Raw genomic sequence first — 25423 nt, 5'->3', positions numbered from 1 at the left:
GGGTCACATCGTTAAAGGATTACAGGAGGAACGTATTATGGACAACTTTACTTTTTACAGCCCTACCTATTTTGTTTTCGGCAAAGATTCGGAAGAGCAGACCGGCGCGTGCGTCAAACGTTACGGCGGCAGCAAGGTCCTGATCCATTACGGCGGCGGCTCGGTGGTTCGTTCCGGTTTGCTGGACCGCGTGAAGAAATCGCTTGACGCGGAAGGGATCTCCTACATCGAGCTGGGCGGCGCGAAGCCGAACCCGCTCAGCGGTCTGGTCTACGAAGGCATCGAGCTGGCGCGCAAGGAAAAGATCGACTTTGTGCTCGCGGTAGGCGGCGGCAGCGCGATTGACTCGGCCAAGGCCATTGCGTTCGGCTCGCTCTACGACGGCGATTTTTGGGACTTCTACTGCGGCAAGCAGGGCCAAGTCACCAAGTCTCTGCCGATCGGCGTTGTGCTCACACTGGCCGCGACCGGCAGCGAAGGCTCGACCGACTCGGTTATCACCAACGAGGACGGCATGCACAAGAGATGCGCGGACGGCGACGTGCTGCGCCCGATGTTCGCCATCATGAACCCCGAGCTGACCACCACCCTGCCCCCGTATCAGACGGCAAGCGGCATTTCCGACATTATGTCGCACAGCATGGAACGCTATTTCTCGCACACCAGAGATGTCGAGCTGACCGACCGTCTGCTCGAAGCGGTCATGCTGACCATCGTCAAGGAAGCCAAGCGCGTCATGGCCGATCCTTCTAATTATGAAGCGCGCGCCAACATCATGTGGGCTGCCATGATCGCGCACAACAACATCACGGGCGTGGGCCGCGAACAGGATTGGGGCACCCACCATATGGAGAACGAGCTGTCCACCACCTACGGCTGCTCACACGGCGCGGGCCTTGCGATTCTGACGCCGTACTGGATGAACTATGCGATGAAGCACGAGGGCGTAGACCGTTTCGTGCAGTTCGCCACCCGCGTGTTCGGCTGCCAGATGAACTTTGAGGACCCCGAGACCACCGCGCTCGAAGGCATCGCGGCGTTCCAGAACTTTGTAAAGTCCATCGGCATGCCCACGACGATCGGCGAGATCGGCGGCAAGCCGGAGGACGCGCCCAAACTCGCGGCGGGCATGTTCCACGAAGCGCCCAACCACGGCCACTTCGTCAAGCTGACCCCGGAGATCGCGGAAGAGATTTACCGCTCGGCTATGTAAAAAAACGCACTGGAGCCGCGGCGGGGGAAAAGGCCCCTCCGCCCGCCCCCGCCGCGCCCAGTTATAAAGGAGAAACGGTATCATGAAGCATTATGGCTATATTGGCAAGGGCGATGATGATTTCGACGTCGTCAAGCCGCTCGCACAGCAGATGTCCGGCTATCCGATCGGCATTATGCTGCTCAACGTGGGCTATCCCATCGTTCCCGGCAACGTTGCAAACGCCTGCACCTATGATTTCCCGGTGCGCTATGCAAGGGTACGGACCGTGGACTCTCCGCGCCTGCACACCAAGGATCCGACCATCATCGACGATCTGACCGCGGTGGGCAAGGAACTGCAAGAGGACGGCGTGCGCGCCATCATCTGCGCCTGCGGTTATTTTGGCCGCTGGCAGAAGCAGTTGACCGAGCGCTTGGACGTTCCGGTATACGCCTCCAGCCTGACCCAAATTCCGATGATCCGAATCGGTCTGAAAAAGAGCCAAAAGATCGGCATTCTGTGCGCGGTTACCCGCACGTTTGACGATGAGCTGCTGTCTTGCTGCGGCGTGGACGATCCTTCCATGCTGGTCGTCAAGTCCATGGAGGAGGCCGCGGAATTCTCCGCGATCCCCAGAGACCGCGACACCATGAACAACGCCAAGGTCCGCGCGGAAATGGTGCAGGCCGCCAAGGAAATGGTAGCGGAAAACCCGGATATCGGCGCGATCCTGCTGGAATGCAGCGATATGCCGCCCTATGCGGCCGCCGTGCAGGCCGCCGTCAACCTGCCTGTTTACGATTTCACCACCATGATCCGCTGGGTTGAATCCGCGGTTTGCAGAAAGCCCTTCTACGGATATATCTAAGACGGCGGGCCGGAAGACCGGCCGCCCACAGCGTCCTTTCCCGCCTACACCCCCAAGCGCTGCTTTACGGATGCGCTTGGGGTTTTTTAATGCGGGATAACCTTGACCGGTATTTGCTGTTTCAGAATGATCTGGGTATCGTTATAGTCGAAAATAGATGATTCCGCAACGACTTGTCCAATGTAAGAGCCGGAGATTTGGTATTCGTTCTCTCGAATATAGTTCAGCAGCATCCGAATGCCCCGTACCTCTTCCGAGTTATCCATGGCGTTGTATTTTTGATACATGCACACATAAATGCCGGAGTCGACAGAGGTCTGCGGCAGATGGTAGCGGTAACCGTTATCCATCTGTATGAAGGTACCGCTGCAATGCAGGCGGCCGCGTTCCAGATCCTCCTTGGAAACGATGCCCCCCACCTGCTGGAACAGCGTGAGCGGTACGCCCTCTTGAATGAAAACCTTTTTCACCTTATCCAGCGCGTCCTTCCACGGAGAATGCTCCGGATATTTGTTGACAAGATCGTAGCTGTCGATATCGCGATAAATAAAGGCCGTTCGGCGCGGCATATACTCGGTGAAGATCGAATTAAAGACCGGCGGGTTTTGGATCAGCTTGCAGCCTTCCAGCTGCTTGGACAGGGATTCCCGGCACATCTGGCATTCCGCGATCTTTTCGTCCAGCTGGTCGAGCTGCTCTCCCAAAATTGCTTCAAACAGGGATAGATTTTGCGTGTCCAGCATTTGCTTGATCTGTTTCAGGGAAAGCCCGGCATTTTTCATTTGCAGAATCATTTCCAAACGCGGGAATTGCTTGGACAGATAATAGCGGTAGCCGGTTTTTTCATCTACATAATAAGGGATCAGCAGTCCCATATCATGATACAGACGCAGCGTTCTTTTGGATACACTGTAAATTTTTGATAAATCTCCAATAATAATGGCATCTTCATTTTGAGCTGAACAATTTTCCATTCAGAATCATTCCCTCCGCCATGGCGATCGCGGCACGATTATGCGGCCGTCTTTTTCGTTTTACGTCGTTGATGACTTTATAATATTTTATCATGAGGATTTACCATAATCAATCCGATTTTGATGATTTTGCACAAAAATATAGCGCCAAACATTGACATTGCGTAACATGTAATACATCATAATCACAGCACACTCCCCTTTTTTTAAGAAAAAACCACCACATTTCTGTGCGTTTTCTACAAAAAACCACAGAGCATTGCTGGTATTGACTGTTACGCAGCGGAACGGTGTATAATAAAAATATATAGCTTTTTATGTCGAACCAACACTTCATGCCGCTCCACAGACAATATAAATATTGGAAATATAGTTTTATATGTCCAATCCTTCGACATCGGTACGAGCGCGACCGCAAATTTTTACAAAATTGCCGCGCAAAACGAACCCCCGGACAGGCCAGTGAAAAACACTGCTCCGTCCGGGGGTTCGCTTTGCCGCAAGCGCGGCGCGCATGACGCTAAATTATTCGCTTTTCTTTTTGACCGGGTAGCACACTTCGGTGACCAGCTCGTCCGGGTTCTGCGTATCGTGCGGGCTGACGTGATCGATCGTGAAATTCGGCCCCGCGAACGCATAGCCGTTATCACGCACCCATTCCGCCACCGAGGCGTTTACCTCGCTCAGCTTGGCGTAGCTGCCCTGATATGTGGCGGAAGCCATAAGGATGGGCGGCACGGTCTTAAATTTGACGTGCTCCGTATCCTGATGTTTGCCTTCTACCGCAAGCTGGATCTCCACATCGACATCGTGATCGCGATACTCCAAATCATGGTAAATGCCAAGCCCGTAACACGGCTGCGCCTGCCGTACGTTCGCCATCCCCAACTCCTTCATCATTGTATGCCACAGGCGGCCCTCCTCCGCGTAAACGGGCAGCACGCCGCGTACGCTTGCCACATACCGTTCGGGCAACGTCTTTACACGAACCTCGTATTTCATTCTGCTCTCGTCCTTTCCAAGGCGCTGAAGGGCGATTTCCAGACGGTTCAGCTGCTCCCAAAGCTCCTGACGCTCGCGGATCAGTTCGGCGCGCCGCAGGCGCAGCGCATGTTCGAGCGCTTCATCGCCGCCAAAGATCACCTCGCCGATCGCCGTCACGCCAAAGCCCATGTCCCGCAGGTCTGCGATCCGCGCGGCCAGCGCCAACTGGTCCTCCCGGTAATACCGGTAGCCGGTCGTTTCGTCGACATGATCGGGCCGCAACAACCCCAGTTCATTATAATAGCGCAGCATACGCACGCTGATGCGCGACAGGCCGGAAAACTCGCCGATTTTCAGCATAGGTTTGGTTCCCTCCCACAGATATCTGTTTTGTTCTTCTTGAGCTCAAATACAGTATAGGACCTGCCACCATGTCAGAGTCAAGCGGTTTGTCAAAATCTTTTTCACAAAAAAACAGACGGCCCGAGGCCGTCTGTTTTTTTGTTTTATCCTTCGGTGTAATAGATCGCCGTGACCTCGCCATCCACGATCGAGGGGTAGCAGTAACGATACTTGCCGCCCGTGCCTGTCGGCGCGTCGATCTTGTGATAATGGGTCACATCAATCGCCACGCAGTTGGAAGCGGTGGGATAGCTGACCGTCGCCCCGGCTTCACCCGCGGGATCGTTCAGTGTGAGCGTACCGTTCGCATAAGTCGCCGTTCGGTCAATCGGCTGGTTTTCCTCCAGCGTAATATAAGTCGTTCCGCCGGACTGCCGCAGCTTGGAGTAGCGCATCAGCTCGCCGTAGTAAACGGTGGGATCGTAGTTTTCGATCTCCACATCGGCATAGACCTGCGCGCCGATACAAACATTGACCACGTCGCCGCGTTTTTCATAAAAGGTCCCGCTGTCCTGCTCTGTCAAATGGGTCGCCCGGTATAGCATGACCGCCATTTCCGCGCGCGTGACAAGCGCCTTGGGACTGATCTTGCCGCCTGAACCGCTGATCACATGCGCCGAAACCAGCGAACCGACGGATTCCCGCGCATAGCCGGAAACCTGCGCCGCATCTGAAAAGCCGGACATCGATCCCGCGGGCAGGCTGATCTGCGTGCGGTCGATCGTCCGCTTCAAAAATACCATAGCGTCCTGTCGCGTCATATTTTGCTGCGGGTTAAACTTGTTCCCTTCCGCGCCGTTGGCAACGCCAAAGGCCTTGGCAGCCGTGATGGCTTCGCTGTAATACGCATTCGCCGGCACGTCCGCAAAGGCGCCCTTGGATGCGATCAGGCCGTTATCCAGCGCGGTGCTCATCCCGTATGCCCGATCGAGCATCACGATAAAATCCGCTCTGGTGATGGGGGATTCCGGGTTAAACAAATGGTCGCCGCTGCCCTTGGTCACACCGGCCAGCGATAGCGCGTCTACCTCGCGGTGAGCCCACGCGTAGCCGTCGGATACGTCATAAAAATAAACAGAGTGATCGGGCAAATACGCATAGGTTTGCGAAACGTTTTCCGTCGCGAGCGCTGCGGTGAGACCGCTGACCGCGACGGCAGTGACCAGCAAACCACCGGCCAGAAGCTTCCGCGTTCTTGTCATAATCTTCTCCTTGCAGTATGTTTCCAACACAGGTAGGGTTTGGTTCACCACCTGTGCAAACTTACTGCAAAATTATAACACACTCTTCCCCACTTTGCAAGTTATAAGTTGACTAAAAATGTCGAGCACCACTTTGGAAACTAAATTTTTAAGGGTTTGGCCGCTCGGTGGGGACTGGTTTCGCCATTTTCCGGTTTTCTACGACCATCCACGCGACGGCCGTCGCCAGAAGCGGCAGTCCGGCCAGCAGACCGGCAGCGCTCGGTCCAAGCAGGCGGCTGCCGGTAGCGGCCGACGGTAGGAACATCATCGGCGCGGCGGCCAGCGCGTTTAACCCGGCGTGCGCGAGCGACGCGGGCCAGATGCTGCCGCTTTTCACGGTCAGATAGTGCAGCAGCGTACCCATCGCAATACAGAACACGCACATGGCAAGCACGCCCAGCCATGGGAAGCCGGGATAATCCAGCCCATAATTATGGCCTCGCATTGTGACCGGCGCATGCCACAGGCCCCATATCACACCGCCCACCAGACAGGCCGCGGCGGGCGAAAGCTTTTCGCGCAGCGCGGGATACAGCAGACCGCGCCAGCCGATCTCCTCCCCCGCGCCCGCGATCACATTGATCAGCGGCCCTAACAGCACCGCCACGGCGATTTGTAGAATAACGGATGCGCGGATCGTACCATCCGCGTATAAGGCCGCCGCGCTGCCGCCCATCTCCCGTACAAAGCCCATGGATGGATCGAGCTGATTACGAAAAACAAGAAAATACAGCAGGCCGCCAGCCAGCACCGCCAGCGAGGGGCCGAACCAAGCCAGCAGGTAACTTTTCGCGTTGCCGCGAAACTTCGGCCGCAGCGGAAGGGAAAACGGTTCGCGTTTGCGCAGGATCAGCCACGTGACCAATACGCCGATCGTGGGACACAGCATGCCGAGCCCTATCATCAGCTGCGTCGCCATCGGCATACCGGTAACGACCGGGCCGCTGGTCGCCAGCCCCCACAGCGCCCATGTCAGCGGAAAGGTGACGGCCAGATAAATGCAGATTCGTTTCACGGCTGACTCTCCCCTTCCCGGCGGAACCAAATGTAGCTCATCACATTGGGAATGAGCACCGCGACGATCAACGCGGTGAAGAATACGGCAAAACGCGGCCGGTCGGGTAAAAAGCAGGTTGCCAGACCGATCAAGCCCGCCAAAAACATCAGCCGCCCGCCCAGACGGTGGGTCTTGACCCAAACGCTCTCACTGGCTAAGGTCCACGGGTTTTTCAAGCCGCTGAAATAGTTTTGGCGGAATTTCGGCAGCATATTGCCCAAGATGAGCAGCATCAGGCTGACCAGTCCGGTCACCACATTGCCGACGCGCACCGTACCGGGGCGCATGGTTTCGACGATCACGATGCCGCTCATCACGATCATAAACAGCATCATAACCACCTGAAACAGGTCGTAAGACGGTAGAAACTTATGATAGTTTTTCTTCCGTGGATCGATACGCGGCAGCACGGGAAACAGCACCGCGAACGGGACCGTAAGCCCCGCGATCATCCAAAGCGTGGTTTTTGAACCGTATGTGACCGTACCGTCCAAACTCCAATGCGTGGGCACTTGATCGGGCAAGCGTCCATAGACCGCGGCCACCATGATCAATGGAACGACCGCGAGCACCCATGCTAAAATTTGCATTTTGCTGAACTTTTTCATGATTCATCGTCTCCCTTTAACGCAGAAAGCCAGCCCAGAATTTCATCCACGACCGACATGTTGAGTTCGTAGTAAATGTACTTTCCTTTCTTTTCATCAAGCACCAGTCCGGCGTCCCGCAGAATGGACAGATGGTGCGAAATCGTCGCGCCCGATACGTCGAACCGCTGCGCGATATCACCCGCCGCCATCGGCCCCGCGCGCAGCAGATGCAGGATCTGCCGGCGGATCGGATCAGACAACGCTTTGAAGCTTTGTTGAAAGCTCACCTAATTCCCCTCCTTCTCACTGGGTGCGACTGCCACGCACCAGCCCTTATGTCCGCAATGCGGGCACCGCAATATGTATTCGTTGTTATAGTGCTGCACCCAAAGGGCGCGGCGCCACGGAATGTGAAACGTTTTGCCGCACGCCTTGCATGTAAAGCTGCAGCGCGATAAACGCAATCCTACCAGCGCAATCACAAACGCAGCGGCGGCTGCAACGCCAACCGTAAAGGGCCAGAGCTTCATTGGTCTCACCTCGTTTAGATGTTTATCTAAACGTATAATAATCTTTCTTAGTGAAAATGTCAATATCATTTTGATAATTGTCTAAATATTCTTGCGAACAAAAAAAACACCGGCCCTCGATTGAGGTCCGGTGTCTCTTCCTTTGCAGCTATGAGAGAGGCCTTACGCCATGCCGTTCAGCTTGGTGGTCAGCGAACTCTTCTTGTTCGCAGCGTTATTCTTATGCAGGAGGTGCTTGGCAGCCGCCTGATCAACCGCCTTGACAGCGGTCTTATACTGAGCAGTCGCTTCCACCTTGTCGCCGGCGGCGACAGCGCCGTCGAACTTCTTCAGCACAGTCTTGAGCGCGCTCTTCGCCATCTGGTTGTTCAGGTTCTTGGCGCCGTTGACCTTGACGCGCTTCTTCGCAGATTTGATGTTGGGCATTCCGAAAACACCTCCTTCGTTATCAATTCGTCAGTAGTTCTATTTTAGCATTTGATTCTGTAAAATGCAAGGTTTTTTTTCATTTCTTTCGCATAAGATTTATTCCCTGCCGCACAATAGCTGAAAAGGAGTTGTTACCATGGCTTTTCGCACCGATTTGGCGGTTGAAGCGATTGAAAACAGTGATAAAGCCGCCGAGCTGCGGCAGGTGGAACAGACTGAACGCACACTGGAGGGCTTTTCCGTGCGCGAGGTGGATATCCTCGGCGAGGAAGCGGCGCGCGAGCTGGGCAAACCGCGCGGCCGCTATCTAACGCTGGAATTGACGGCGCTGATGCGCCGCGAGGAGGACGCTTTCCCGCGCGCCTGCCGCGCGCTCAGCACGCTTTTGTCCGAACTTTTGCCGGAAACGGCAAAATCCGCCCCTATTCTGGTGACCGGTCTGGGCAACCGGATGATCACGCCGGACGCGATCGGCCCGCAGGCCGCGGATCATGTGATCGCCACGCGGCATTTGGTCGAGCATGAACCGGATATTTTTTCTTCTTGGCGGGCGGTATCCGCTTTAGCGCCCGGCGTTTTAGGTCAGACCGGCATCGAGACCGGCGAGGTCGTGCAGGGCGTGATGGACCGCATCGCCCCGGGCGCCGTCATTGCGGTGGACGCACTCGCGGCGGGCCGCCTATCACGCCTGATGCGCACGGTGCAGATCGCGGACACCGGCATCACACCGGGCGCGGGCGTCGGCAACGCGCGCGCCGCCTTTAATAAGGAAACGCTCGGCGTACCGGTCATCGCGGTAGGCGTGCCCACTGTGGTGGACGGCGCGACGCTTGCGCACGAGATCGGCGCGCAGATGAACGGCGCGAGCTGCGAAGCGCTGGACGACCTGTCCAGCCCGGTCATGATCACCACGCGCGACATCGACCGCGAGGTCTCCGATATTGCCCGTATGATCGGCTATTCGATCAATATGGCGCTGCACCCCCACCTGAGCGTAACCGATATCGACCTTTACCTTTCCTAAAAAGCCATCGGCTTTTTAGGAAAGGTAGTAGTTAGGAGTTAGGAAGTAGAAGTTGTAGGAAATCGGCCAACGGCCGATATTTTAAATTACCGCGCTACACGCGGAACGATCATTACTAATTGCTAATTACTAATTACTAATTCAAAAAGCTCCTAATTCCTAACTATTCCATTCGTCCCTTTTCTGTCATACTCGCGCGGCAAAGGGCGTATGATAGAGACAAAGACAAGGAGGCGGTGGACATGGTTCGGCACAGAAAAAAATACCGCCGGCGGCGCACAGTGGCGCTGCCGGCGTCGGTCACGCTGTGTCTGGCCGCCTCGCTGCTGCTCTTCTCCCGCGCGGGCGGCGAAAGCACGGTACGCGCGATCCTGACCGATCTGGCAAAAAACAGCGGTTTTGTCGCGCACGCCGTGTCGTTTGAGCTCGGCCTATCCGCTACGTCGGATGAGGTGTTCGCCCCCCGCGCGCCCTCCGCCGCGCGTGATGAGCAGGCGGACACCCCGCTGTCCGAAAGCGTTTATATCCCACAGGCCGAGCCAAACGACGCGCCCGTTCTTTCCGCCGCCGATAAAGCGGCGACCATTACCATCAATAACGAAACCTCTTATTCCGTGGACGCCGCCGCCTGCCTTGCCGATCCCTACCCGATCCGCGCGGAAGCAAACGGCGAACCGCAGGTGCTGATCGTACATACGCACGGCAGCGAAAGCTACGCGCCGGACGCCGCCTTCCCCTACACGCCCACCGAGTTTGAACGCACGACGGATATCCGCTACAACGTGGTGCGCGTGGGCGACGAATTAGCCGGCGTGCTCGAAAAGAACGGCATTAAAACGCTGCATTGCCGCGAAATGTTCGACACGCCGGCCTATTCCGGCTCTTACGACCGCGCGCTCGAAGAGATCAACGCCGAGATCGAAGCGCATCCCTCGATCAAGGTCGTGATCGACGTACACCGCGATTCTATCCTGACGGACGATAACCGCGCCTACAAAACCTCCTGTACGATCGACGGCAAAGAAATGGCGCAGCTGATGTTCGTCGTCGGCACGAACGACGGCGGGCTGACGCATGACAACTGGCGGGATAACCTGCGCTATGTCTCGGGCCTGCAATACGAGTTGAACCAGCAGCACCCCGGATTGATGCGACCGGTCAACCTGCGCACGCAGCGCTTCAACCAACACGCCCGCGCGGGTTCCATGCTGGTTGAGGTCGGCTCATCCGGCAACACGCTCACAGAGGCGCTCGCTTCGATCCGTTTGTTCGGCGAGGTTCTGGCAGATGACCTAAACGGTGCATAAAACCCCTCATTTGCGCCATGCTATCCGGGAGCAAGTCTCTGAAATGAGGGGTGCAGCCATGGATAAAATTACATTCTCCACCGATTTGGAGCAAAACATCCGCCTGATGCAGGATATTTTTCAGGGGGACAACACGCTTGTCACCCGGCGCGCGCAAAGCCCCAAGGGGCTTTCCTGCGCCGTGTTCTTTTTCGACGGCATGGTAAACGCCATTGCCATCAACCAAAGCATCATCCGGCCCATCGTCTGCTCCGACCGCAAGCGCGTTTCGTCGGAGGAGTTGGCGCAAACCATTTTGCAGGTGAACGACAGCCGCGTGGAGATCGATTCCGACAAGCTGTTCGCTTCCTTTCTATATGGCGACACGGTGGTTTTCACCGAGGGGGAAAGCCGCCCGGTCGTCGTCAACACCAAGGGCTTCACCATGCGCTCGACGCAGGAGCCCACGAACGAGCGCGTGCTTTCCGGCCCGCGCGAGGGCTTTACCGAGTGCTTTATGCCCAATCTGTCGTTGATCCGCCGCCGCCTGAACGACAGGCGGCTCAAATTCACCTTTTTGCGTATCGGCACACGCACCAATACGGTGGTATGCCTCGCTTACCTCGCCGGGGTGTGCGAGGACAAGCTGGTGCAAAACCTGAAAAAGCGCTTGGAATCGCTTGACCCGGACAGCGTGCTGGATTCCAACTATCTAGCCGAACGCATCCGCGACCACCGCTGGTCGCCCTTCCCCACCCTCGGCACCACCGAGCGGCCCGATGTTGTCGCCGCCCGTTTGGTAGAGGGGCGCTGCGCGATCGTGGTGGACGGCAGCCCGGTCGTACTGACCGCACCCTATCTGCTGCAAGAGTGCTTCCAATCGAACGACGATTACTATATCAGCTTTTTGCAGGCTAACCTGTCGCGCCTATTGCGGCTTATCGGTTTTCTGTTTTCCGTATGCGTGCCCGCCATTTATACGGCGCTCATGCTGTACCACCGCGAGCTGATCCCCGCCCGGCTGCTGTTTGCGGTATCGGCGGCGCAGCGAGGCGTGCCCCTACCAGCCGGTTGGGAAACGTTTTTGCTTTTGCTTGTTTTAGAGGCGCTCAAGGAAGCGGGCGCGCGAACGCCCGGCCCCATGGGACAGACGATGAGTATCGTCGGCGGCCTCGTTTTGGGACAGGCGGCGGTATCCGCCCGCTTTGCCGCCGCGCCCACCGTTATCGTCGTTGCGATCGCGGGCGTAACGGGGCTGATGGTGCCCAAGCTGCAAACCGCCGCGCTATACCTTCGCTTCGGCTTGCTGGCCGCCGGGGCGGCTTATGGGCTGTACGGCGTCGGCATCGCGCTCGCGATCATGCTGGCCATGCTGTGCGGCATGCGCTCCTGTTCAGTACCCTATCTGCTCAATCTGGTGCCGCGCGTTTCCATCGAGCACGAGGACGCGTATGTGCGCGCACCCTGGTTTTTCATGCGGCACGACCGCTTCCCCGTAAAAAAGGAGGACAGGCATTGAAAAAACGATCACTGATGGCGCTGTTCGCCGCGCTCACTGTGCTTTGTGGCTGCGCGCGCGAGGTCTCGCCGGTATCGAGCCTTGCGCTCGACCGGCTGGAGGACGGCTACCGACTGACTGCCGAAGTCGTGCGGCAGGACAGTTTGGACGACGCGGCCGCGCCCGCCTATCTCTCCGCCACCGGGCGCGACATGCCCGAATTACTGCAAAACATTGAACGCGTACTGGGCAACGAGCTGTATTTGAACCACGCGCAGGTGCTGCTGATCGACGAAGCGGTCGCCAACGAAGGCATTTTAACGCTGGCGGACTATTTATGCCAGCTCAGCGACGTACGGCTTTCGCTGCGCGCCGCCGTGGTACGGGACGGCGAAGCCGCCGCTCTAATGCAGCAGGATAGCGAGGTATTCGCGCTTGCCGATCTGCTGGACCTTGCCGCCGAGCAGGGCACGCTGCCCGATATGCCGCTTTACCGCGTGACCGAGGTGCTGCATGCGAACGGCACGGCCATTCTGCCCGCGCTGCATGTCGATGAATTCGACCAGATCTCGCCCGCGGGCGTCGCGGTATTCGCTAACGAAAAGCTTTCCTGCTATTTAGATGGAGAAATGGAGGACGGGTTCCATGCGTGAGCGGCTTTTTCCCCGCTGGGGCGCGGCGTTATTCGCGCTGCTGCCACTGGCGGAGCTCCTTTACTGCGGGGTATCGACGCAAACGGCTTATGCGGCCGCGATTGCCAGCTTGATCACCGCGCTGATCGTCGCGGGCGCGGCAAAGCTCGCGCCGTTCACGCGGCAGTACCGCGTTCCCCAATGGGCGCTGGCCGTTTTCGCGCTGTGGCCGCTTTGCCGCTCGCTCTCGCGCATGGCGGTGTTTCTGCAAAAGACGTTGTTTGTCGGGCGGTCGCTGTGGGGACTGATTTTTGCGCTTACGGTAAGCGCGCTACTGATCGCCCGTGTCGGGCAGATCCGTACCGCCATGTGGGCGCTGCCCATCGCGGCGGTAGCCATGACGGTGTGCGCGCTTTCGGGCGTGCTGACGGTAGCCGATCTGCGCGTCACCTATCTGGAAGCGCCGCAATGGGGCCTATGGGGACAGACCGGAGAGATCTTGAACGCCTTGCTTCCCGCCGCCCTCGTGCTGGCGCTCACGCTGCCGGAGGGGCTTTCCGGCGCGGCGGCGCGCGGCATGTCCGCGGGCGGCGCGCTGCTGGCGCTGCTCTGCCTGCGCACGGCGCTGCTTCTGGGCGCGCACACGGCGGCCCTGCTGCCCTACCCCAATTTTACAGCGGCCGGGCTTGCCGCCGTGGGCGACTTTGCGCGCCATGGTGAAGTTTTTTTCGCGGTGCCGCTTATCCTTTGCGATCTTGGGCGCTCCGCCGCCCTTTCCTGCGCGGTACTCGCGCCCATGCGCCGGCTCACCGCCGCGCGAAGCAAACAGCACGCATAACAAAAGGGACGGCTGCAAAGCCGTCCCTTTTGTTATGCTAATGCGCTGCCCAGCAGGGACGCGGCAATCGCCAAAATATACACGTGCGCGGGATAGTAGATGTAGAATAGGTACTTCATGCTTCTTCCCTTTTCGCCGTTGTAGAGTAAGATAAACGGCAGCGACAGCCACATAAAGAAAATATATTGGATGTTCTCGGGCGTTAATCCGATTAAAAGCAGCGTAATGATACAATACAGTGTGTAGAATACCCCCGTAGCCAGCTTACTCTTACGGCAATAATAGAAGCCGATACCGAGCACGACGAATAGCGGGCCGCCCTCGCAAATCAGCGGCAAAGGTACAAAGATCATCAGCGCGTTGGCCGCGAACGGCGCCGCGCTGAGCAGCGGCAGCAGTGCGAAGCTGAGCGCGATAGGCGCCAGAATCCCCAGAATACACAGCGCCATTCGGCCATATTGACGCGTACGCGCCGCGCCGCGCAGGCCCTCGATACAAATGAGGTAAAAAACGATCAACGCCATGGTCGAAAAAATGCCGTTTATCACGATCACATTGTTTTGCAGCGGGAACAGCCGATTCATCACGATATTGCCGAGCTGCATTAGCGTAGCGCCAATATATAGGCGCAGCAGATATTTGCCCCTGCTGTGCGTATAGCCGAAGCCGTTTGCCAGCATAAAGACGAATATGGGGGCCGCGATCCGTCCGATCAGCGTTAATATTTCGGGCACATTCCATAGCGAGGAACCAAAATAATGAATATGGTCGATCGTCATGATGATGAGCGCAAGCAGCTTTAGCTGAAACGCATTGATTCCCTTCTTTTGTGTAAGCTCCATGTTTCTCTCCTTTTGTCTGTTTGTTCTATATGAATAATACAATAATGCAATTCATTTGTCAACCCCTTGTCTGCATCGTTTTGTCCTGCTATAATAAAGGGGTATAAAGGAGAGTTAAGCTATGAACATACAGGTTTTCGGCAAGAATAAATGCTTTGACACAAAAAAAGCGCAGCGTTGGTTCAAGGAGCGCGGTATTAAATTTCAAATGATCGATCTGGCGCAAAAATGTATGTCCGCGGGCGAGCTGGACAGCGTTATAAAAGCGGTCGGCGGGCTGGACGCGCTGATCGACGAAAAGAGCAAGGGCTATGCTTCGCTCGCCTATCTGGCGTATGAAGCGGATAAACGGGAAAAGCTTTTGGAGGACGGTACGCTGCTCAAAACGCCCATTGTCCGCAACGGACGGCAGGCGACGGTCGGGTTCCGGCCGGAGATTTGGGAATCGTGGGAATGAGAGATAGGAAAAGCGCCGGCGACAGCCGGCGCTTCAGACTGTCAAAAAACAATTTTTGACAGTCTGTCGATCGAAACAAAGCCCCATTTCGATCGAGAATTCCGGCTTCTACGCGCGCCTTACAGGCACACTTGAAGCCGGTTTGTATAAAAACCGAGATACATGCTCCCGGTTTTTATGGATTTTGCCGCAAACGGCAAAATCCTATTTTATGCGCGCTGCGGCGCGAAAGGTTCTTTGACAAGCTGAAGCGCCGGCGGCTGCCGGCGCTTTTGTTGTGGCTCGCTTTGCTCGCAATGAAATACGCGGCGGCGGCCGCGTACGGCGTGATGAGGTCATTGTCCAGACCCGCTTCTCTTGGTCTGCGGCCAATTCACCTTCTCACGCCCTACTTTGAGGGTCGTTATACTCTCTTTACAGCAACGCGACCCGTTCCCTTGTAGGGCGCGACGCCCTCGGCGCGCCGTGCTCGAAGGGACGTAACACTTCCTGAGAAACCATGTGCCCTCGCTCGGCCGTACCGGCCTGTTTGATGCTCTCACTTATCCCGGTGCTTCGCTCTTGGCGCGCCGAGGGCGTCGCGCCCTACATTTTCTGTGATTGCAATACTGTTTTGCATTGCTTGACCTTATCTGAATGATATTGGTGTCTTCAGCGCACCTTGCACCTATTTTTACAAGACGTCATTGTTCGTTTTTTTAATGTTTTATCGCAATTTATATAGCTAAAAGCTATAATTGATTTGAATTACAGATATCAATATAATATAAGTAGAGAAAATAAAACAAATAATTTTCTCTGCTTATATTAGGAGGTGTCATCATGGAATTCAAACAATCCACATTATCCGAGCTGCGCGAGGAACTGAAATACTCTGTCGAAAACCTGCTGATCGACCTGTTTGTGATCGACTGCTTTGTGCGCTGTCCCGCAAAGGAGGAATGGAACACCGAAGTACTGCGATCTTCCCTGCACCGCGCGGACGCTTTTTTAAAGCAGCATACGGACGATGTTTATTCCGTGGGCAAAATTTTCATTCACAGGCTTGAAGAAGAGGCCGCGTCAGCGTGACGCGGCCTCTAATGTAGGGCCGCGTGACTCACTCGGCCGCCTGCGACTACCGCCGCGTATTTAATCGTTCGCGCAGCGAACCACCATAGATAGCGACGGACGTAACGCCCCCCATTCGTCACGCGCCTATGGCGCGCGCCACCTTCCCCTCGTAGGGGGAAGGCCAAGAAACGTGGGCGCGCCAAACAGTTCGGCCCGGCCGAGCGGAGGTACCCATCCAAATGAATCCCCCGGCACCCCGTTCCCCGGTTTTCTCCCAACCCCGCAAAATACGGCGGCGGGCATACGGGCGGCGCACCGCCAAATGTAGGGCTGAGTGACTCACTCGGCCGCTCGCGGCTACCGCCGCGCATTTAATCGTTCGCGCAGCGAACCACCAGTAAACGCAATAAGCAAGGCCGCGTCAGTGTGACGCGGCCTCGCTGTTTTAGTTTTTCAGGCTCTGGATCGGGGCCGGAATACGGCCGCCGCGATGGATGAATTTCGCCGGGGACCCCGTCGAAATGGGCATGATCGGCGCGGAGCCGAGCAAACCGCCGAACTCCACCATATCGCCCACCTTTTTGCCGATGGCGGGAATGACGCGCACGGCGGTGGTTTTGGAATTGACCACGCCGATGGCGATCTCGTCCGCGATCAGGCCGGAGAGCACCTCCGCCGTCGTGTCGCCGGGCACGGCGACCATATCGATGCCGACCGAGCAGACCGCCGTCATGGCTTCCAGCTTTTCCAGAGAAAGCGCGCCCGCCTGCGCGGCGGCGATCATACCCTCATCCTCGGAAACCGGTATGAACGCACCGGATAGGCCGCCAACGCTCGACGACGCCATAACGCCGCCCTTCTTAACCGCATCGTTCAGCATGGCGAGGATGGCGGTCGTGCCGCAGCATCCGCACACGTCAAGGCCGACCTCTTCCAGAATGCGGGCGACCGAATCGCCGATCGCCGGGGTGGGCGCGAGCGACAGGTCGACAATACCGAACGGCACGCCAAGGCGGCTGGACGCGAGCGAGCCGACCAACTGGCCCATGCGGGTGATTTTAAACGCGGTCTTTTTGATGACCTCGGCCACTTCATTAATAGAGCAGTCCCCCACCCGCCGAATCGCGGACTGGACGACGCCCGGGCCGGAAACGCCGACATTGATCACGGTTTCCGGCTCACCGATGCCGTGGAACGCGCCCGCCATAAACGGGTTATCATCCACCGCGTTGGCGAAAACGACCAGCTTGGAGCAGCCCATCGATTCATTATCCCGCGTCAGTTCCGCGGTTTGCTTGATGATGCGGCCCATCAGCTCGATCGCATCGAGATTGACGCCCGCCTTGGTGGAAGCGACGTTGACGGACGAGCAGACAAGCTCGGTCTCGGCCAGCGCTTCGGGGATGGAGTGGATCAGTATTTCATCGCCCTTGGCAAAGCCCTTTTGCACTAAGGCGGAAAAACCGCCGACGAAGTTGACGCCGGTCGAATGCGCCGCGCGGTCGAGCGCTTTGGCAAGCGGCACGTAGCTGGTGGCGTTCGTCACCGCGCCGATCATCGCGATCGGCGTTACCGAAATACGCTTGTTGATGATCGGAATGCCCAGCTCGCGCTCGATCTGCTCGCCGGTGGATACCAGCTTTTCCGCGCGGCGGGTGATCTTGTCGTACACCTTATCGCTGAGGACACCTATATCGTCCGACGCGAGGTCGCGCAGCGAGATGCCCATGGTAATCGTTCGGATATCGAGGTGTTCCTCCTCGATCATCTTGATCGTTTCTAAAACGTCATGTGTATTGATATTCGTCATGTTTCTCCCGCCCTCAGATCGTGTGCATGGCGTTGAAGATATCCTCGTGCATGGTGTGAATCTTCATGCCGAGCTCTTCGCCGTCCTTGTCGAGCAGGTCGACCAGCGCGGTGAAGTCCACCGTGCAATGATCGATATTGACCAGCATGACCATGGCGAACATATCCTCCATGACGTTCTGCGAAATATCAACGATATTGACCTGATGAGCGTACAGCGTGTCCGAAATCTTGGCGATAATGCCCGTTCGATCCTTGCCGACGACTGTAATAACTGCGCGCATTTTAATAAACCACCTTTTTAATTAGTAATGAGAAATTAGCAATTAGTAATTTATAGCGACTTGGCTTAAGCGTTAGGAGCGGTATTCAAAAATTACTCATTCCTAACTACTAATTACTAATTATTCCGTTGTGCCTGCTGAAACAATGAAGTTGATGATGCTGTTGGATACCAAAAAGCCCTTTTCGGTAAGGTGCCAGCGCGTGCCCTTGTGGGCGACAAGCTCCTGCCCCATCAGGGCGCGGAACGCTTCCTCGTAGGGCGTGGAATCGATGTTGTAGCGCTTTTCCAGATCGAGAAAATCAACGCCCTCCGCCGTGCGCAGACGCACCATCAGGTATTCGCCCTGCCGCTGGAAGGTGGCGATCTCGTCCTCGTCGCGGATGATGTCCTCGCCGCCGATATATGCCTTGATATCCCGCGCGAACTCAAACCGGCGGCCATTCATAAACGAATGCGCACCCGGACCAAGGCCGAGGTATTCGGAAAGATCCCAGTATTTTTGGTTGTGCCGCGAGCGGCAGCCGGGCTTTGCAAAATTCGATATTTCATAATGTTCAAACCAGTTTCTTGCCAGCAGGTCGCACAGCGCAAGGTATGTATCGGCCTGTTCGTCATCCTCCGGCAAAACAGGGGCTTCGCGCCCCATTTTCGTCGCGGGTTCCAGCTTTAGGCCATAGCAAGACAGATGGCGCGGGCCGAGCGCCAAGCACTCGGTCGCCGAGTGCAGCACTCCCTGCCGCGTCTGTCCGGGCAGGCCGTACATCAGATCCAGACTGATGTTTTCAAACCCGCGCTCACGCGCCAGATCGACGGCAGCCTTCGCCTGTTCAAACGTGTGGATACGGCCGATGCGCTTTAGCTCTTCGTCGTCCGCCGACTGCACGCCAAAGGACAGACGGTTCACCCCCGCCTTGCGCAACGCGTCCAGCAGTTTTTTATCCGTGCTTTCCGGGTTGCACTCTACGGTGATTTCAGCGTCTTCATCGACCACGAACTTGTTTTTGACTTCCTGCAAAATACGGGTCAAATACTTAGGCCCTAAACAGGACGGCGTTCCGCCGCCCAGATAGACGGTATCCACCGTGTAGCCGCCGCATACCCTGCCGTACTCGCGGATATGGCTGAGCAGCGCCGACACGTAACCCTTCATCAGGCTTTCATCGGTCACGGAATAAAAATCGCAATAACCGCATTTGGAAACGCAGAAAGGGATGTGCAGATACAGCCCCAACGGTTTATTTTTATAACTGAATTTTCCCATTATTCCTCATCCAGCTTGAGCACCGCCATAAAAGCCTCGGTCGGCAACTGTACCGTGCCAAGCGTGCGCATCTTCTTTTTGCCTTCCTTTTGCTTTTCCAGCAGCTTTTTCTTTCGCGTGATATCGCCGCCGTAGCACTTAGCCAGCACGTCCTTGCGCATGGCCTTTACCGTTTCGCGCGCGATTACCTTGCCGCCGATCGCGGCTTGGATCGGCACCTCGAACAGTTGGCGCGGAATGTTATCCTTTAGCTTTTCGCAGATGCGGCGGGCGCGGCCGTAGGCCTTTTCCCGGTGCGCGATAAAGGACAGCGCGTCCACCTGATCGCCGTTCAGCAGCAAATCGACCTTGACAAGATCGCTTTTGCGGTAATCCAAAAACTCATAATCCAGCGAAGCGTAGCCCTTGGTGCGGGCCTTGAGCGCGTCGAAGAAATCATAAATGATCTCGCCGGTCGGCATTTCGTAGTGCAGTTCAACAAGGTTCGCGTCCAGATACTTCATATCCTTGAATACGCCGCGCCGGTCCTGACACATCGGCATGATGTTGCCGACATACTCCTGCGGGGTCATGATCGTGGCTTTGACAAACGGCTCGTGCGCCTCTTCGATAATCACCGGATCGGGGTAATCATGCGGGTTATCGCACATGATGGACGTGCCGTCGGTCTTAACGACCTCGTAAATTACGCTGGGCAGCGTCGTAACCAGATCAAGATCGAACTCGCGTTCCAGACGCTCCTGAATGATCTCCATGTGCAGCATGCCGAGAAAGCCGCAGCGGAAGCCGAAGCCCAGCGCGACCGAGCTTTCCGGTTCAAACGAGAGCGCCGCGTCGTTCAGCTGCAGTTTTTCCAGCGCGTCGCGCAGGTCGGGGTATTTGGAGCCGTCCTCCGTATAAATGCCGCAAAAGACCATGGGGCGCGCCGGACGGTAGCCGGGCAGCGGTTCCGAAGCCGGGCGTTCGGCCTCGGTCACGGTATCGCCCACGCGGGTATCCGATACGGTTTTGATCGAAGCGGTAAAGTAACCTACCTCGCCCGCCGTCAGTTCCTGCTGCGCGGAAAGGCCGAGCGGCTGCATGTAGCCGCATTCCAGCACCTGAAACACCGCGCCCGTCGCCATCATGCGTACCTTCATGCCGGGCGTGAGCCGCCCGTCCATCAGCCGCATGTAGACGATAACGCCCTTATAGGGATCGTACTGGCTATCAAAGATCAGCGCGCGCAAAGGCGCGTCCGCGTCCCCTTCGGGCGCGGGAATTTCGGTCACGATGCGTTCCAGCACCGAGCGGATGTTGATATCCATTTTAGCCGAAATTTCGGGCGCGTCCTCGGCGGGTATGCCGATGATGTCCTCGATCTCGGTCTTGACGCGCGCGGGGTCGGCCGCGGGCAGGTCGATCTTGTTGACAATGGGCACGACCTCCAAATTATGGTCGAGCGCAAGGTAGGTGTTGCCCAGCGTCTGCGCTTCGATGCCCTGCGCGGCGTCCACCACCAGAAGCGCGCCCTCGCACGCGGCGAGCGAGCGCGAGACCTCGTAGTTAAAGTCCACGTGGCCGGGCGTGTCGATCAGGTTCATCTCATAGGTTTCGCCGTTGTCCGCTTCATATTCCATGCGCACGGCGCGCGCTTTGATCGTAATGCCGCGCTCGCGCTCCAAATCCATATTATCGAGCAGCTGTTCCTCCATTTCGCGCTGCGAAACCGCCTTGCACTTTTCCAGCAGGCGGTCGGCCAGCGTCGATTTGCCGTGGTCGATATGGGCAATGATGGAGAAATTCCGTATCCGTTCGCGATTTTTCACACCGTATGGCTCCTTATCCGAAATCGAAAATTGCAATATGGAAATATTATAACACGTTTGCCCCTATCCCACAAGCGATTCTTTGACACGCCGGGCGATGAAAAAAGCACAAAAAAACCTTGCGAAAAACGCTTGCATTTTCACAGTGCGCGGTGTATACTTTACCCCAGTGAAACAAGAAAACTTATGGTTTCACAAGGTAACTGAATAATGTTCTTCAGGGCAGGGTGAAATTCCCTACCGGCGGTATAGCCCGCGAGCGGGTGCTTTGGCACCAAGCAGATTCGGTGAAACTCCGAGGCCGACAGTATAGTCTGGATGAAAGAAGAATGATGCGGATGGTGGTATCGTTGTACCCTTTTCCGTTTGTTTGCTGTTCTGGAATGTGGTTTTATCCGCATTTCAGTTTTTTTGTTTACGGCATTTTTGCGCCCCGAAGGTATTTTTCGGGGCGCTTTTTATTTTTAGGAGGGATGCATTTTGACCGATGAGGATTATATGCGCCGCGCGCTCATGCTGGCAAGGCGCGGCGAAGGCCGCGTCAGCCCAAACCCCATGGTTGGCTGCGTGATCGTGAAGGAAGGCCGCGTCATCGGCGAAGGCTGGCATGAAAAATGCGGCGGCCCGCACGCCGAACGCGCCGCGCTGGCCGCCTGCGCGGAAAGCCCACAGGGCGGCACGCTCTACGTCACGTTGGAGCCTTGCTGCCACTGGGGCCGTACGCCGCCCTGCACGGACGCGATTATGGAAAAACGCCTTGCCCGCGTCGTCGTCGGCTGTCTGGACGCGAACCCGCTCGTCGCGGGAAACGGCGTGCAAACGCTTCGCACCGCCGGGGTCGCAGTAGCTACCGGCGTACTGGAAGCCGACTGTAAAAAGCTTAACGAAGTGTTCTTTCACTTTATCCAAAACCAAACGCCCTTTGTGACCCTGAAATACGCCATGACGCTGGACGGCAAGCTTGCCGCCCACACGGGCGACAGCAAATGGGTGACCGGCGAAACGGCGCGGGCGCACGTGCACCGAACGCGAAACCGGCTTTCCGCTATCATGGTCGGCCTTGGCACGGTCTTGCAGGACGATCCCCTGCTCACCTGCCGGATGGAGGGCGGGCGCGACCCGGTGCGCATCGTCTGCGACAGCCGCCTGCGCATCCCGCCAGACTGCCGGCTTGTGCGCTCGGCGCGCGTTTCGCCGCTGCTGATCGCGGCGGCCGAACGGAACGCGCGCGCGGAAGCGCTTGAGCGGGCGGGCGCGGAGATCCTTTTGTGCAACACCGTGAACGGCCGCATCGATCTGGCCGACTTGATGCGCCGTCTTGGCGCGCGCGGAATCGACAGCGTGCTGCTGGAGGGCGGCGCGGCCCTGCATTTTGCCGCGCTGGAAGCCGGTATTGTCCACAAGGTGCAGGCCTACATAGCGCCCAAGCTGATCGGCGGCGCGGGGGCTAAAAGCCCGGTCGGCGGGCAGGGCTTTGCCAAAATGGCGGACGCGCTGCCGCTGCGGCATATGACCGTCTCCCCATTGGGCGAGAACTTTTTGCTGGAAGGAGAATTGGCATGTTCACCGGTATCGTAGAGGAAATGGGGCGCATTGCCCGGGTCGAGCACGGCGCGAAGGGCGCGCGTCTATATGTTTCCGCGCGCACCGTGTTGGAAGGCACGAAACCCGGCGACAGTATTGCGGTAAACGGCGTGTGCCTGACCGCCACCGACCTAACGGCAAACAGCTTTGCCGCCGATGTGATGGCGGAAACGCTGCGCCGGTCGAATCTCGGTGCGCTTTCGTCAGGCGCATGCGTCAATTTGGAACGCGCGATGCCGGCGAACGGACGCTTCGGCGGGCACATCGTTTCCGGCCATATCGACGGCACGGGCGCCGTTATCGAGCTGCGTCGCGAGGACAACGCCGTATGGGTAAAGGTTCGCGCCGCCCCTTCCCTGACGCGCTATATGGTGGAAAAGGGATCGATCGCGATCGACGGCGTCAGCCTTACGATCGCCGCGGTATCTGAAAGCGATTTTTCAGTATCCGTCATTCCGCACACGGGCGCGGAAACCACGCTGCTCACCCGCCGTCCGGGCGACGCGGTCAATCTGGAATGCGACGTGATCGGCAAATATGTAGAAAAGCTGCTGGCTACGGAACAGCGGCAAGGGATTACACCGGCCTTTCTGGCCCAAAACGGATTCTTTTAAAGGAGGAACCATCTGATGCAAAACACCATTGAACAGGCGCTCCAAGACCTTCGGGAGGGCAAGCTCATTCTTGTCATTGACGATCCGGAACGCGAAAACGAGGGCGACCTGATCTGCTCGGCGGATGCAGCGACAACGGAAAACGTCAATTTTATGGCGACCTTCGCCAAGGGCCTGATCTGTATGCCGATGTCCGGCGAGCTGGCCGACCGGCTCGGCCTGCCGCCCATGGTCGAGCAGAACACCGATAACCATGAGACCGCCTTCACCGTATCCATCGACTACCGCGAAACGACAACCGGCATTTCCGCCGAGGAACGCGGCCTGACCGCCCGCATGTGCGTCTCGCCGGACGTATCCCCCGCTGATTTTCGCCGCCCGGGCCACATGTTCCCTCTGCGCGCGGTAGAGGGCGGCGTGCTCAAGCGCGCCGGGCATACCGAGGCAACGACCGACCTATGCGCGCTGGCAGGGCTGCCCGCCTGCGGCCTTTGCTGCGAAATCATGCGGGACGACGGCACGATGATGCGCACGACCGAGCTGACCGCGTTTGCCAAAACGCACGGCCTGACCATGATCTCCCTTGCCGACCTAATCGCCTACCGCCGCCGCACGGAAACGCTGATCGAGCGGGTGGCGTGCGCGGATTTCCCCACGCGGTACGGTCATTTCCGTATTTACGGCTATGTCAATAAGCTGAACGGCGAGCACCACGTCGCCATGACCATGGGCGATGTAACGGACGGCGCGCCCGTTTTGGGCCGCGTGCACTCCGAATGCCTGACCGGCGACGCGCTTGGCTCGGCCCGCTGCGACTGCGGCGAGCAGTACGACGCGGCCATGCGCATGATCGCCAAGGACGGGCGCGGCGTTATGGTATACATGCGGCAGGAAGGGCGCGGCATCGGCCTGATCAACAAGCTAAAGGCTTACGAATTGCAGGATAAGGGCATGGACACCGTGGAGGCCAATGTGGCGCTGGGCTTCCCGCCCGATCTGCGGGATTACGGACTGGGCGCGCAGATACTCAGCGATCTGGGCGTGCGCCGCCTGCGGCTGCTGACCAACAACCCCACCAAGGTGGTCGGTTTGGGCGGCCATGGAATTGAAATCGTCGAGCGCGTGCCGATCCAGATCGCCGCCAACCCGCACGACGCGTTCTACCTCAAGACCAAGCAAAGCAAGATGGATCACATGACCGAATACAAATAAACGGAGGAACAGAAAATGAAGCTGATCGAAGGAAAACTGACCGCGCCCGCCGGTAAATTCGCCATTGTCGCCGCGCGGTTTAATGACTTTATCGTGTCCCGCCTTGTGGAGGGCGCGGAGGATACGTTAAAGCGCCACGGCGTCGCGGATGAGGATATTGAGCTTGCCCGCGTGCCGGGCGCGTTCGAGATACCGCTGATCGCGAAAAAGCTGGCGGAAACCGGCCGCTACGCGGCGGTCATCTGTCTGGGCGCGGTCATTCGCGGCTCCACCTCGCACTATGATTTCGTCTGCGCCGAGGTATCCAAGGGCGTTGCCTCGGTCGGTTTGGAAACCGGCGTGCCCACGCTGTTCGGCGTTTTAACGACGGACAGCATCGAACAAGCCATCGAGCGCGCCGGGACCAAGGCGGGCAACAAGGGCGCGGACGCCGCCCTCTCCGCGATTGAAATGGTCGATCTGGCGCGGCAGATCTAAATCTTATCGCATCAAAAAACGCGCGCACAGGCAATGACCGCCTGCGCGCGCGTTTTGCTATGCTTATCAGCTTTTCTTTGCCATGCGGTATCTCGTGATAACCGTTTGAATGATCTCCGGGGTCTCAATCTCCCTCGGCACGGGCGGTATCTTTTGTTGCTCCACCCCCCGAAGGCTTTGGAACAGGACGAAATACATAGAACCCAAGCCTGTCACGGTCCTATCCGTTATGGGTATTTTTTTGATGTCCTCTACCTCTAAAACCGCCAGCAGCGCTTCTCTGATATAATTACTGAAATGCACGCCGGCTCGCTTGTCCTTGGATAAACTGCTTTCCACCGCTTGCCATAAATAATTTCCCAGTGCAAGGTGCGCCGTGGGATATTCGTGAAACAGGCGTTCCCCATATTGAATATAGGTGTAAACATCTTCCCACGCCTCGGTCAAGTCTTTCATGGTATGTCCTCCA

26 protein-coding genes and 1 riboswitch are annotated in these 25423 nt (G+C 57.3%); of the genes, 13 read left to right on the top strand and 13 right to left on the bottom strand.

What is annotated here, in order from left to right; translation table 11 throughout:
• The first annotated feature begins 37 nt into the window (after nucleotides 1-37).
• Together NE562_RS00390 and NE562_RS00385 are read left to right on the top strand one after the other, a co-directional pair.
• Nucleotides 38-1213 (top strand): iron-containing alcohol dehydrogenase, encoded by a 1176-nt coding sequence (locus NE562_RS00390; RefSeq protein WP_280960405.1) that lies wholly within the window; start codon nucleotides 38-40, stop codon nucleotides 1211-1213.
• Nucleotides 1214-1295: 82 nt separating this feature from the next.
• Nucleotides 1296-2063: an aspartate/glutamate racemase family protein gene (locus tag NE562_RS00385; protein ID WP_280960404.1), complete on the top strand. Its 768-nt coding sequence runs from the start codon at nucleotides 1296-1298 to the stop codon at nucleotides 2061-2063.
• A gap of 86 nt (nucleotides 2064-2149) precedes the next feature.
• Here NE562_RS00385 and NE562_RS00380 read toward each other — a convergent pair whose 3' ends face one another.
• The 7 genes from NE562_RS00380 to rpsT form a co-directional block, all read right to left on the bottom strand.
• Nucleotides 2150-3037 carry a MerR family transcriptional regulator gene (locus tag NE562_RS00380; RefSeq protein ID WP_280960403.1) on the bottom strand — a complete coding sequence of 296 codons (888 nt, stop codon included), beginning with the start codon at nucleotides 3035-3037 and terminating at the stop codon, nucleotides 2150-2152.
• Nucleotides 3038-3562: 525 nt separating this feature from the next.
• Nucleotides 3563-4381, bottom strand: coding sequence for a MerR family transcriptional regulator (locus NE562_RS00375; RefSeq protein WP_280960402.1), 819 nt, complete (start codon nucleotides 4379-4381; stop codon nucleotides 3563-3565).
• Nucleotides 4382-4527: 146 nt separating this feature from the next.
• Nucleotides 4528-5625, bottom strand: coding sequence for an S-layer homology domain-containing protein (locus tag NE562_RS00370; protein ID WP_280960401.1), 1098 nt, complete (start codon nucleotides 5623-5625; stop codon nucleotides 4528-4530).
• A gap of 148 nt (nucleotides 5626-5773) precedes the next feature.
• A complete protein-coding gene (locus NE562_RS17750; RefSeq protein WP_280960400.1) occupies nucleotides 5774-6682 on the bottom strand; it encodes a CPBP family intramembrane glutamic endopeptidase in 909 nt (302 codons plus the stop codon).
• Entirely contained in the window at nucleotides 6679-7332 is a 654-nt protein-coding gene (locus NE562_RS00360) for an SdpI family protein (RefSeq protein WP_280960399.1), read from the bottom strand. Before NE562_RS00360 ends, NE562_RS17750 begins: the two co-directional genes overlap by 4 nt.
• The gene (locus NE562_RS00355; RefSeq protein WP_280960398.1) at nucleotides 7329-7601 is read right to left on the bottom strand and encodes an autorepressor SdpR family transcription factor; all 273 of its coding nucleotides are present in this window, start codon (nucleotides 7599-7601) and stop codon (nucleotides 7329-7331) included. The genes NE562_RS00360 and NE562_RS00355 overlap by 4 nt, the downstream gene beginning before the upstream one ends.
• A gap of 405 nt (nucleotides 7602-8006) precedes the next feature.
• On the bottom strand, nucleotides 8007-8270 hold the full coding sequence (rpsT, locus tag NE562_RS00350) for a 30S ribosomal protein S20 (RefSeq protein ID WP_280960397.1): 264 nt from the start codon (nucleotides 8268-8270) through the stop codon (nucleotides 8007-8009).
• 139 nt (nucleotides 8271-8409) lie between these two features.
• Between rpsT and gpr the strand changes: the two genes are divergently transcribed.
• The 5 genes from gpr to NE562_RS00325 all read left to right on the top strand — a co-directional run bounded on the left by gpr (nucleotide 8410) and on the right by NE562_RS00325 (nucleotide 13551).
• Nucleotides 8410-9297, top strand: a complete 888-nt coding sequence (gpr, locus tag NE562_RS00345) for a GPR endopeptidase (RefSeq protein ID WP_280960396.1) — start codon at nucleotides 8410-8412, stop codon at nucleotides 9295-9297.
• Nucleotides 9298-9539: 242 nt separating this feature from the next.
• Nucleotides 9540-10604, top strand: coding sequence for a stage II sporulation protein P (gene spoIIP, locus NE562_RS00340; RefSeq protein WP_280960395.1), 1065 nt, complete (start codon nucleotides 9540-9542; stop codon nucleotides 10602-10604).
• Nucleotides 10605-10662: 58 nt separating this feature from the next.
• On the top strand, nucleotides 10663-12102 hold the full coding sequence (locus tag NE562_RS00335; protein WP_280960394.1) for a spore germination protein: 1440 nt from the start codon (nucleotides 10663-10665) through the stop codon (nucleotides 12100-12102).
• A complete protein-coding gene (locus NE562_RS00330; protein ID WP_280960393.1) occupies nucleotides 12099-12734 on the top strand; it encodes a hypothetical protein in 636 nt (211 codons plus the stop codon). The genes NE562_RS00335 and NE562_RS00330 overlap by 4 nt, the downstream gene beginning before the upstream one ends.
• Nucleotides 12727-13551 carry a hypothetical protein gene (locus NE562_RS00325; protein WP_280960392.1) on the top strand — a complete coding sequence of 275 codons (825 nt, stop codon included), beginning with the start codon at nucleotides 12727-12729 and terminating at the stop codon, nucleotides 13549-13551. The genes NE562_RS00330 and NE562_RS00325 overlap by 8 nt, the downstream gene beginning before the upstream one ends.
• A 32-nt stretch (nucleotides 13552-13583) precedes the next feature.
• Here the strand turns inward: NE562_RS00325 and NE562_RS00320 are convergent, their stop codons facing one another.
• Nucleotides 13584-14393 (bottom strand): conjugal transfer protein TraX, encoded by an 810-nt coding sequence (locus NE562_RS00320; RefSeq protein ID WP_280960391.1) that lies wholly within the window; start codon nucleotides 14391-14393, stop codon nucleotides 13584-13586.
• A gap of 121 nt (nucleotides 14394-14514) precedes the next feature.
• On the opposite strand from NE562_RS00320, the gene NE562_RS00315 reads away from it, so the two are divergent.
• Together NE562_RS00315 and NE562_RS00310 are read left to right on the top strand one after the other, a co-directional pair.
• A complete protein-coding gene (locus tag NE562_RS00315; RefSeq protein WP_280960390.1) occupies nucleotides 14515-14850 on the top strand; it encodes an arsenate reductase family protein in 336 nt (111 codons plus the stop codon).
• A gap of 822 nt (nucleotides 14851-15672) precedes the next feature.
• Nucleotides 15673-15921, top strand: coding sequence for a hypothetical protein (locus NE562_RS00310; protein ID WP_280960389.1), 249 nt, complete (start codon nucleotides 15673-15675; stop codon nucleotides 15919-15921).
• A gap of 427 nt (nucleotides 15922-16348) precedes the next feature.
• On the opposite strand, the gene NE562_RS00305 is transcribed toward NE562_RS00310, so the two are convergent.
• The 4 genes from NE562_RS00305 to lepA form a co-directional block, all read right to left on the bottom strand.
• Nucleotides 16349-17713 (bottom strand): PFL family protein, encoded by a 1365-nt coding sequence (locus NE562_RS00305; protein WP_280960388.1) that lies wholly within the window; start codon nucleotides 17711-17713, stop codon nucleotides 16349-16351.
• Nucleotides 17714-17726: 13 nt separating this feature from the next.
• Entirely contained in the window at nucleotides 17727-17996 is a 270-nt protein-coding gene (locus tag NE562_RS00300) for an ACT domain-containing protein (protein ID WP_280960387.1), read from the bottom strand.
• A gap of 120 nt (nucleotides 17997-18116) precedes the next feature.
• The gene (gene hemW, locus NE562_RS00295; protein WP_280960386.1) at nucleotides 18117-19259 is read right to left on the bottom strand and encodes a radical SAM family heme chaperone HemW; all 1143 of its coding nucleotides are present in this window, start codon (nucleotides 19257-19259) and stop codon (nucleotides 18117-18119) included.
• Nucleotides 19259-21067, bottom strand: a complete 1809-nt coding sequence (gene lepA, locus NE562_RS00290; RefSeq protein WP_280960385.1) for a translation elongation factor 4 — start codon at nucleotides 21065-21067, stop codon at nucleotides 19259-19261. Before lepA ends, hemW begins: the two co-directional genes overlap by 1 nt.
• Nucleotides 21068-21276: 209 nt before the next feature.
• A riboswitch (FMN riboswitch) is annotated at nucleotides 21277-21401 on the top strand.
• 146 nt (nucleotides 21402-21547) lie between these two features.
• Between lepA and ribD the strand changes: the two genes are divergently transcribed.
• The 4 genes from ribD to ribE are packed head-to-tail and all read left to right on the top strand — an operon-like array spanning nucleotide 21548 to nucleotide 24954.
• Nucleotides 21548-22645 carry a bifunctional diaminohydroxyphosphoribosylaminopyrimidine deaminase/5-amino-6-(5-phosphoribosylamino)uracil reductase RibD gene (ribD, locus tag NE562_RS00285; protein ID WP_280960384.1) on the top strand — a complete coding sequence of 366 codons (1098 nt, stop codon included), beginning with the start codon at nucleotides 21548-21550 and terminating at the stop codon, nucleotides 22643-22645.
• Nucleotides 22627-23265 (top strand): riboflavin synthase, encoded by a 639-nt coding sequence (locus NE562_RS00280; RefSeq protein ID WP_280960383.1) that lies wholly within the window; start codon nucleotides 22627-22629, stop codon nucleotides 23263-23265. Before ribD ends, NE562_RS00280 begins: the two co-directional genes overlap by 19 nt.
• Before the next feature lie 12 nt (nucleotides 23266-23277).
• Entirely contained in the window at nucleotides 23278-24477 is a 1200-nt protein-coding gene (locus tag NE562_RS00275) for a bifunctional 3,4-dihydroxy-2-butanone-4-phosphate synthase/GTP cyclohydrolase II (protein ID WP_419195978.1), read from the top strand.
• Nucleotides 24478-24492: 15 nt separating this feature from the next.
• Nucleotides 24493-24954, top strand: coding sequence for a 6,7-dimethyl-8-ribityllumazine synthase (gene ribE / locus NE562_RS00270; RefSeq protein WP_280960381.1), 462 nt, complete (start codon nucleotides 24493-24495; stop codon nucleotides 24952-24954).
• 66 nt (nucleotides 24955-25020) lie between these two features.
• Here the strand turns inward: ribE and NE562_RS00265 are convergent, their stop codons facing one another.
• Nucleotides 25021-25410 (bottom strand): hypothetical protein, encoded by a 390-nt coding sequence (locus NE562_RS00265; RefSeq protein WP_280960380.1) that lies wholly within the window; start codon nucleotides 25408-25410, stop codon nucleotides 25021-25023.
• Nucleotides 25411-25423: the final 13 nt, after the last annotated feature.

It is taken from the genome of Butyricicoccus faecihominis (assembly GCF_024462775.1).
In the GTDB taxonomy this organism is placed as follows: Bacteria; Bacillota; Clostridia; order Oscillospirales; family Butyricicoccaceae; genus Agathobaculum; species Agathobaculum faecihominis_A.
The sequence above is the reverse complement of the archived record's forward strand: the minus strand, read 5'-3'. Positions and strand labels throughout refer to the sequence as shown.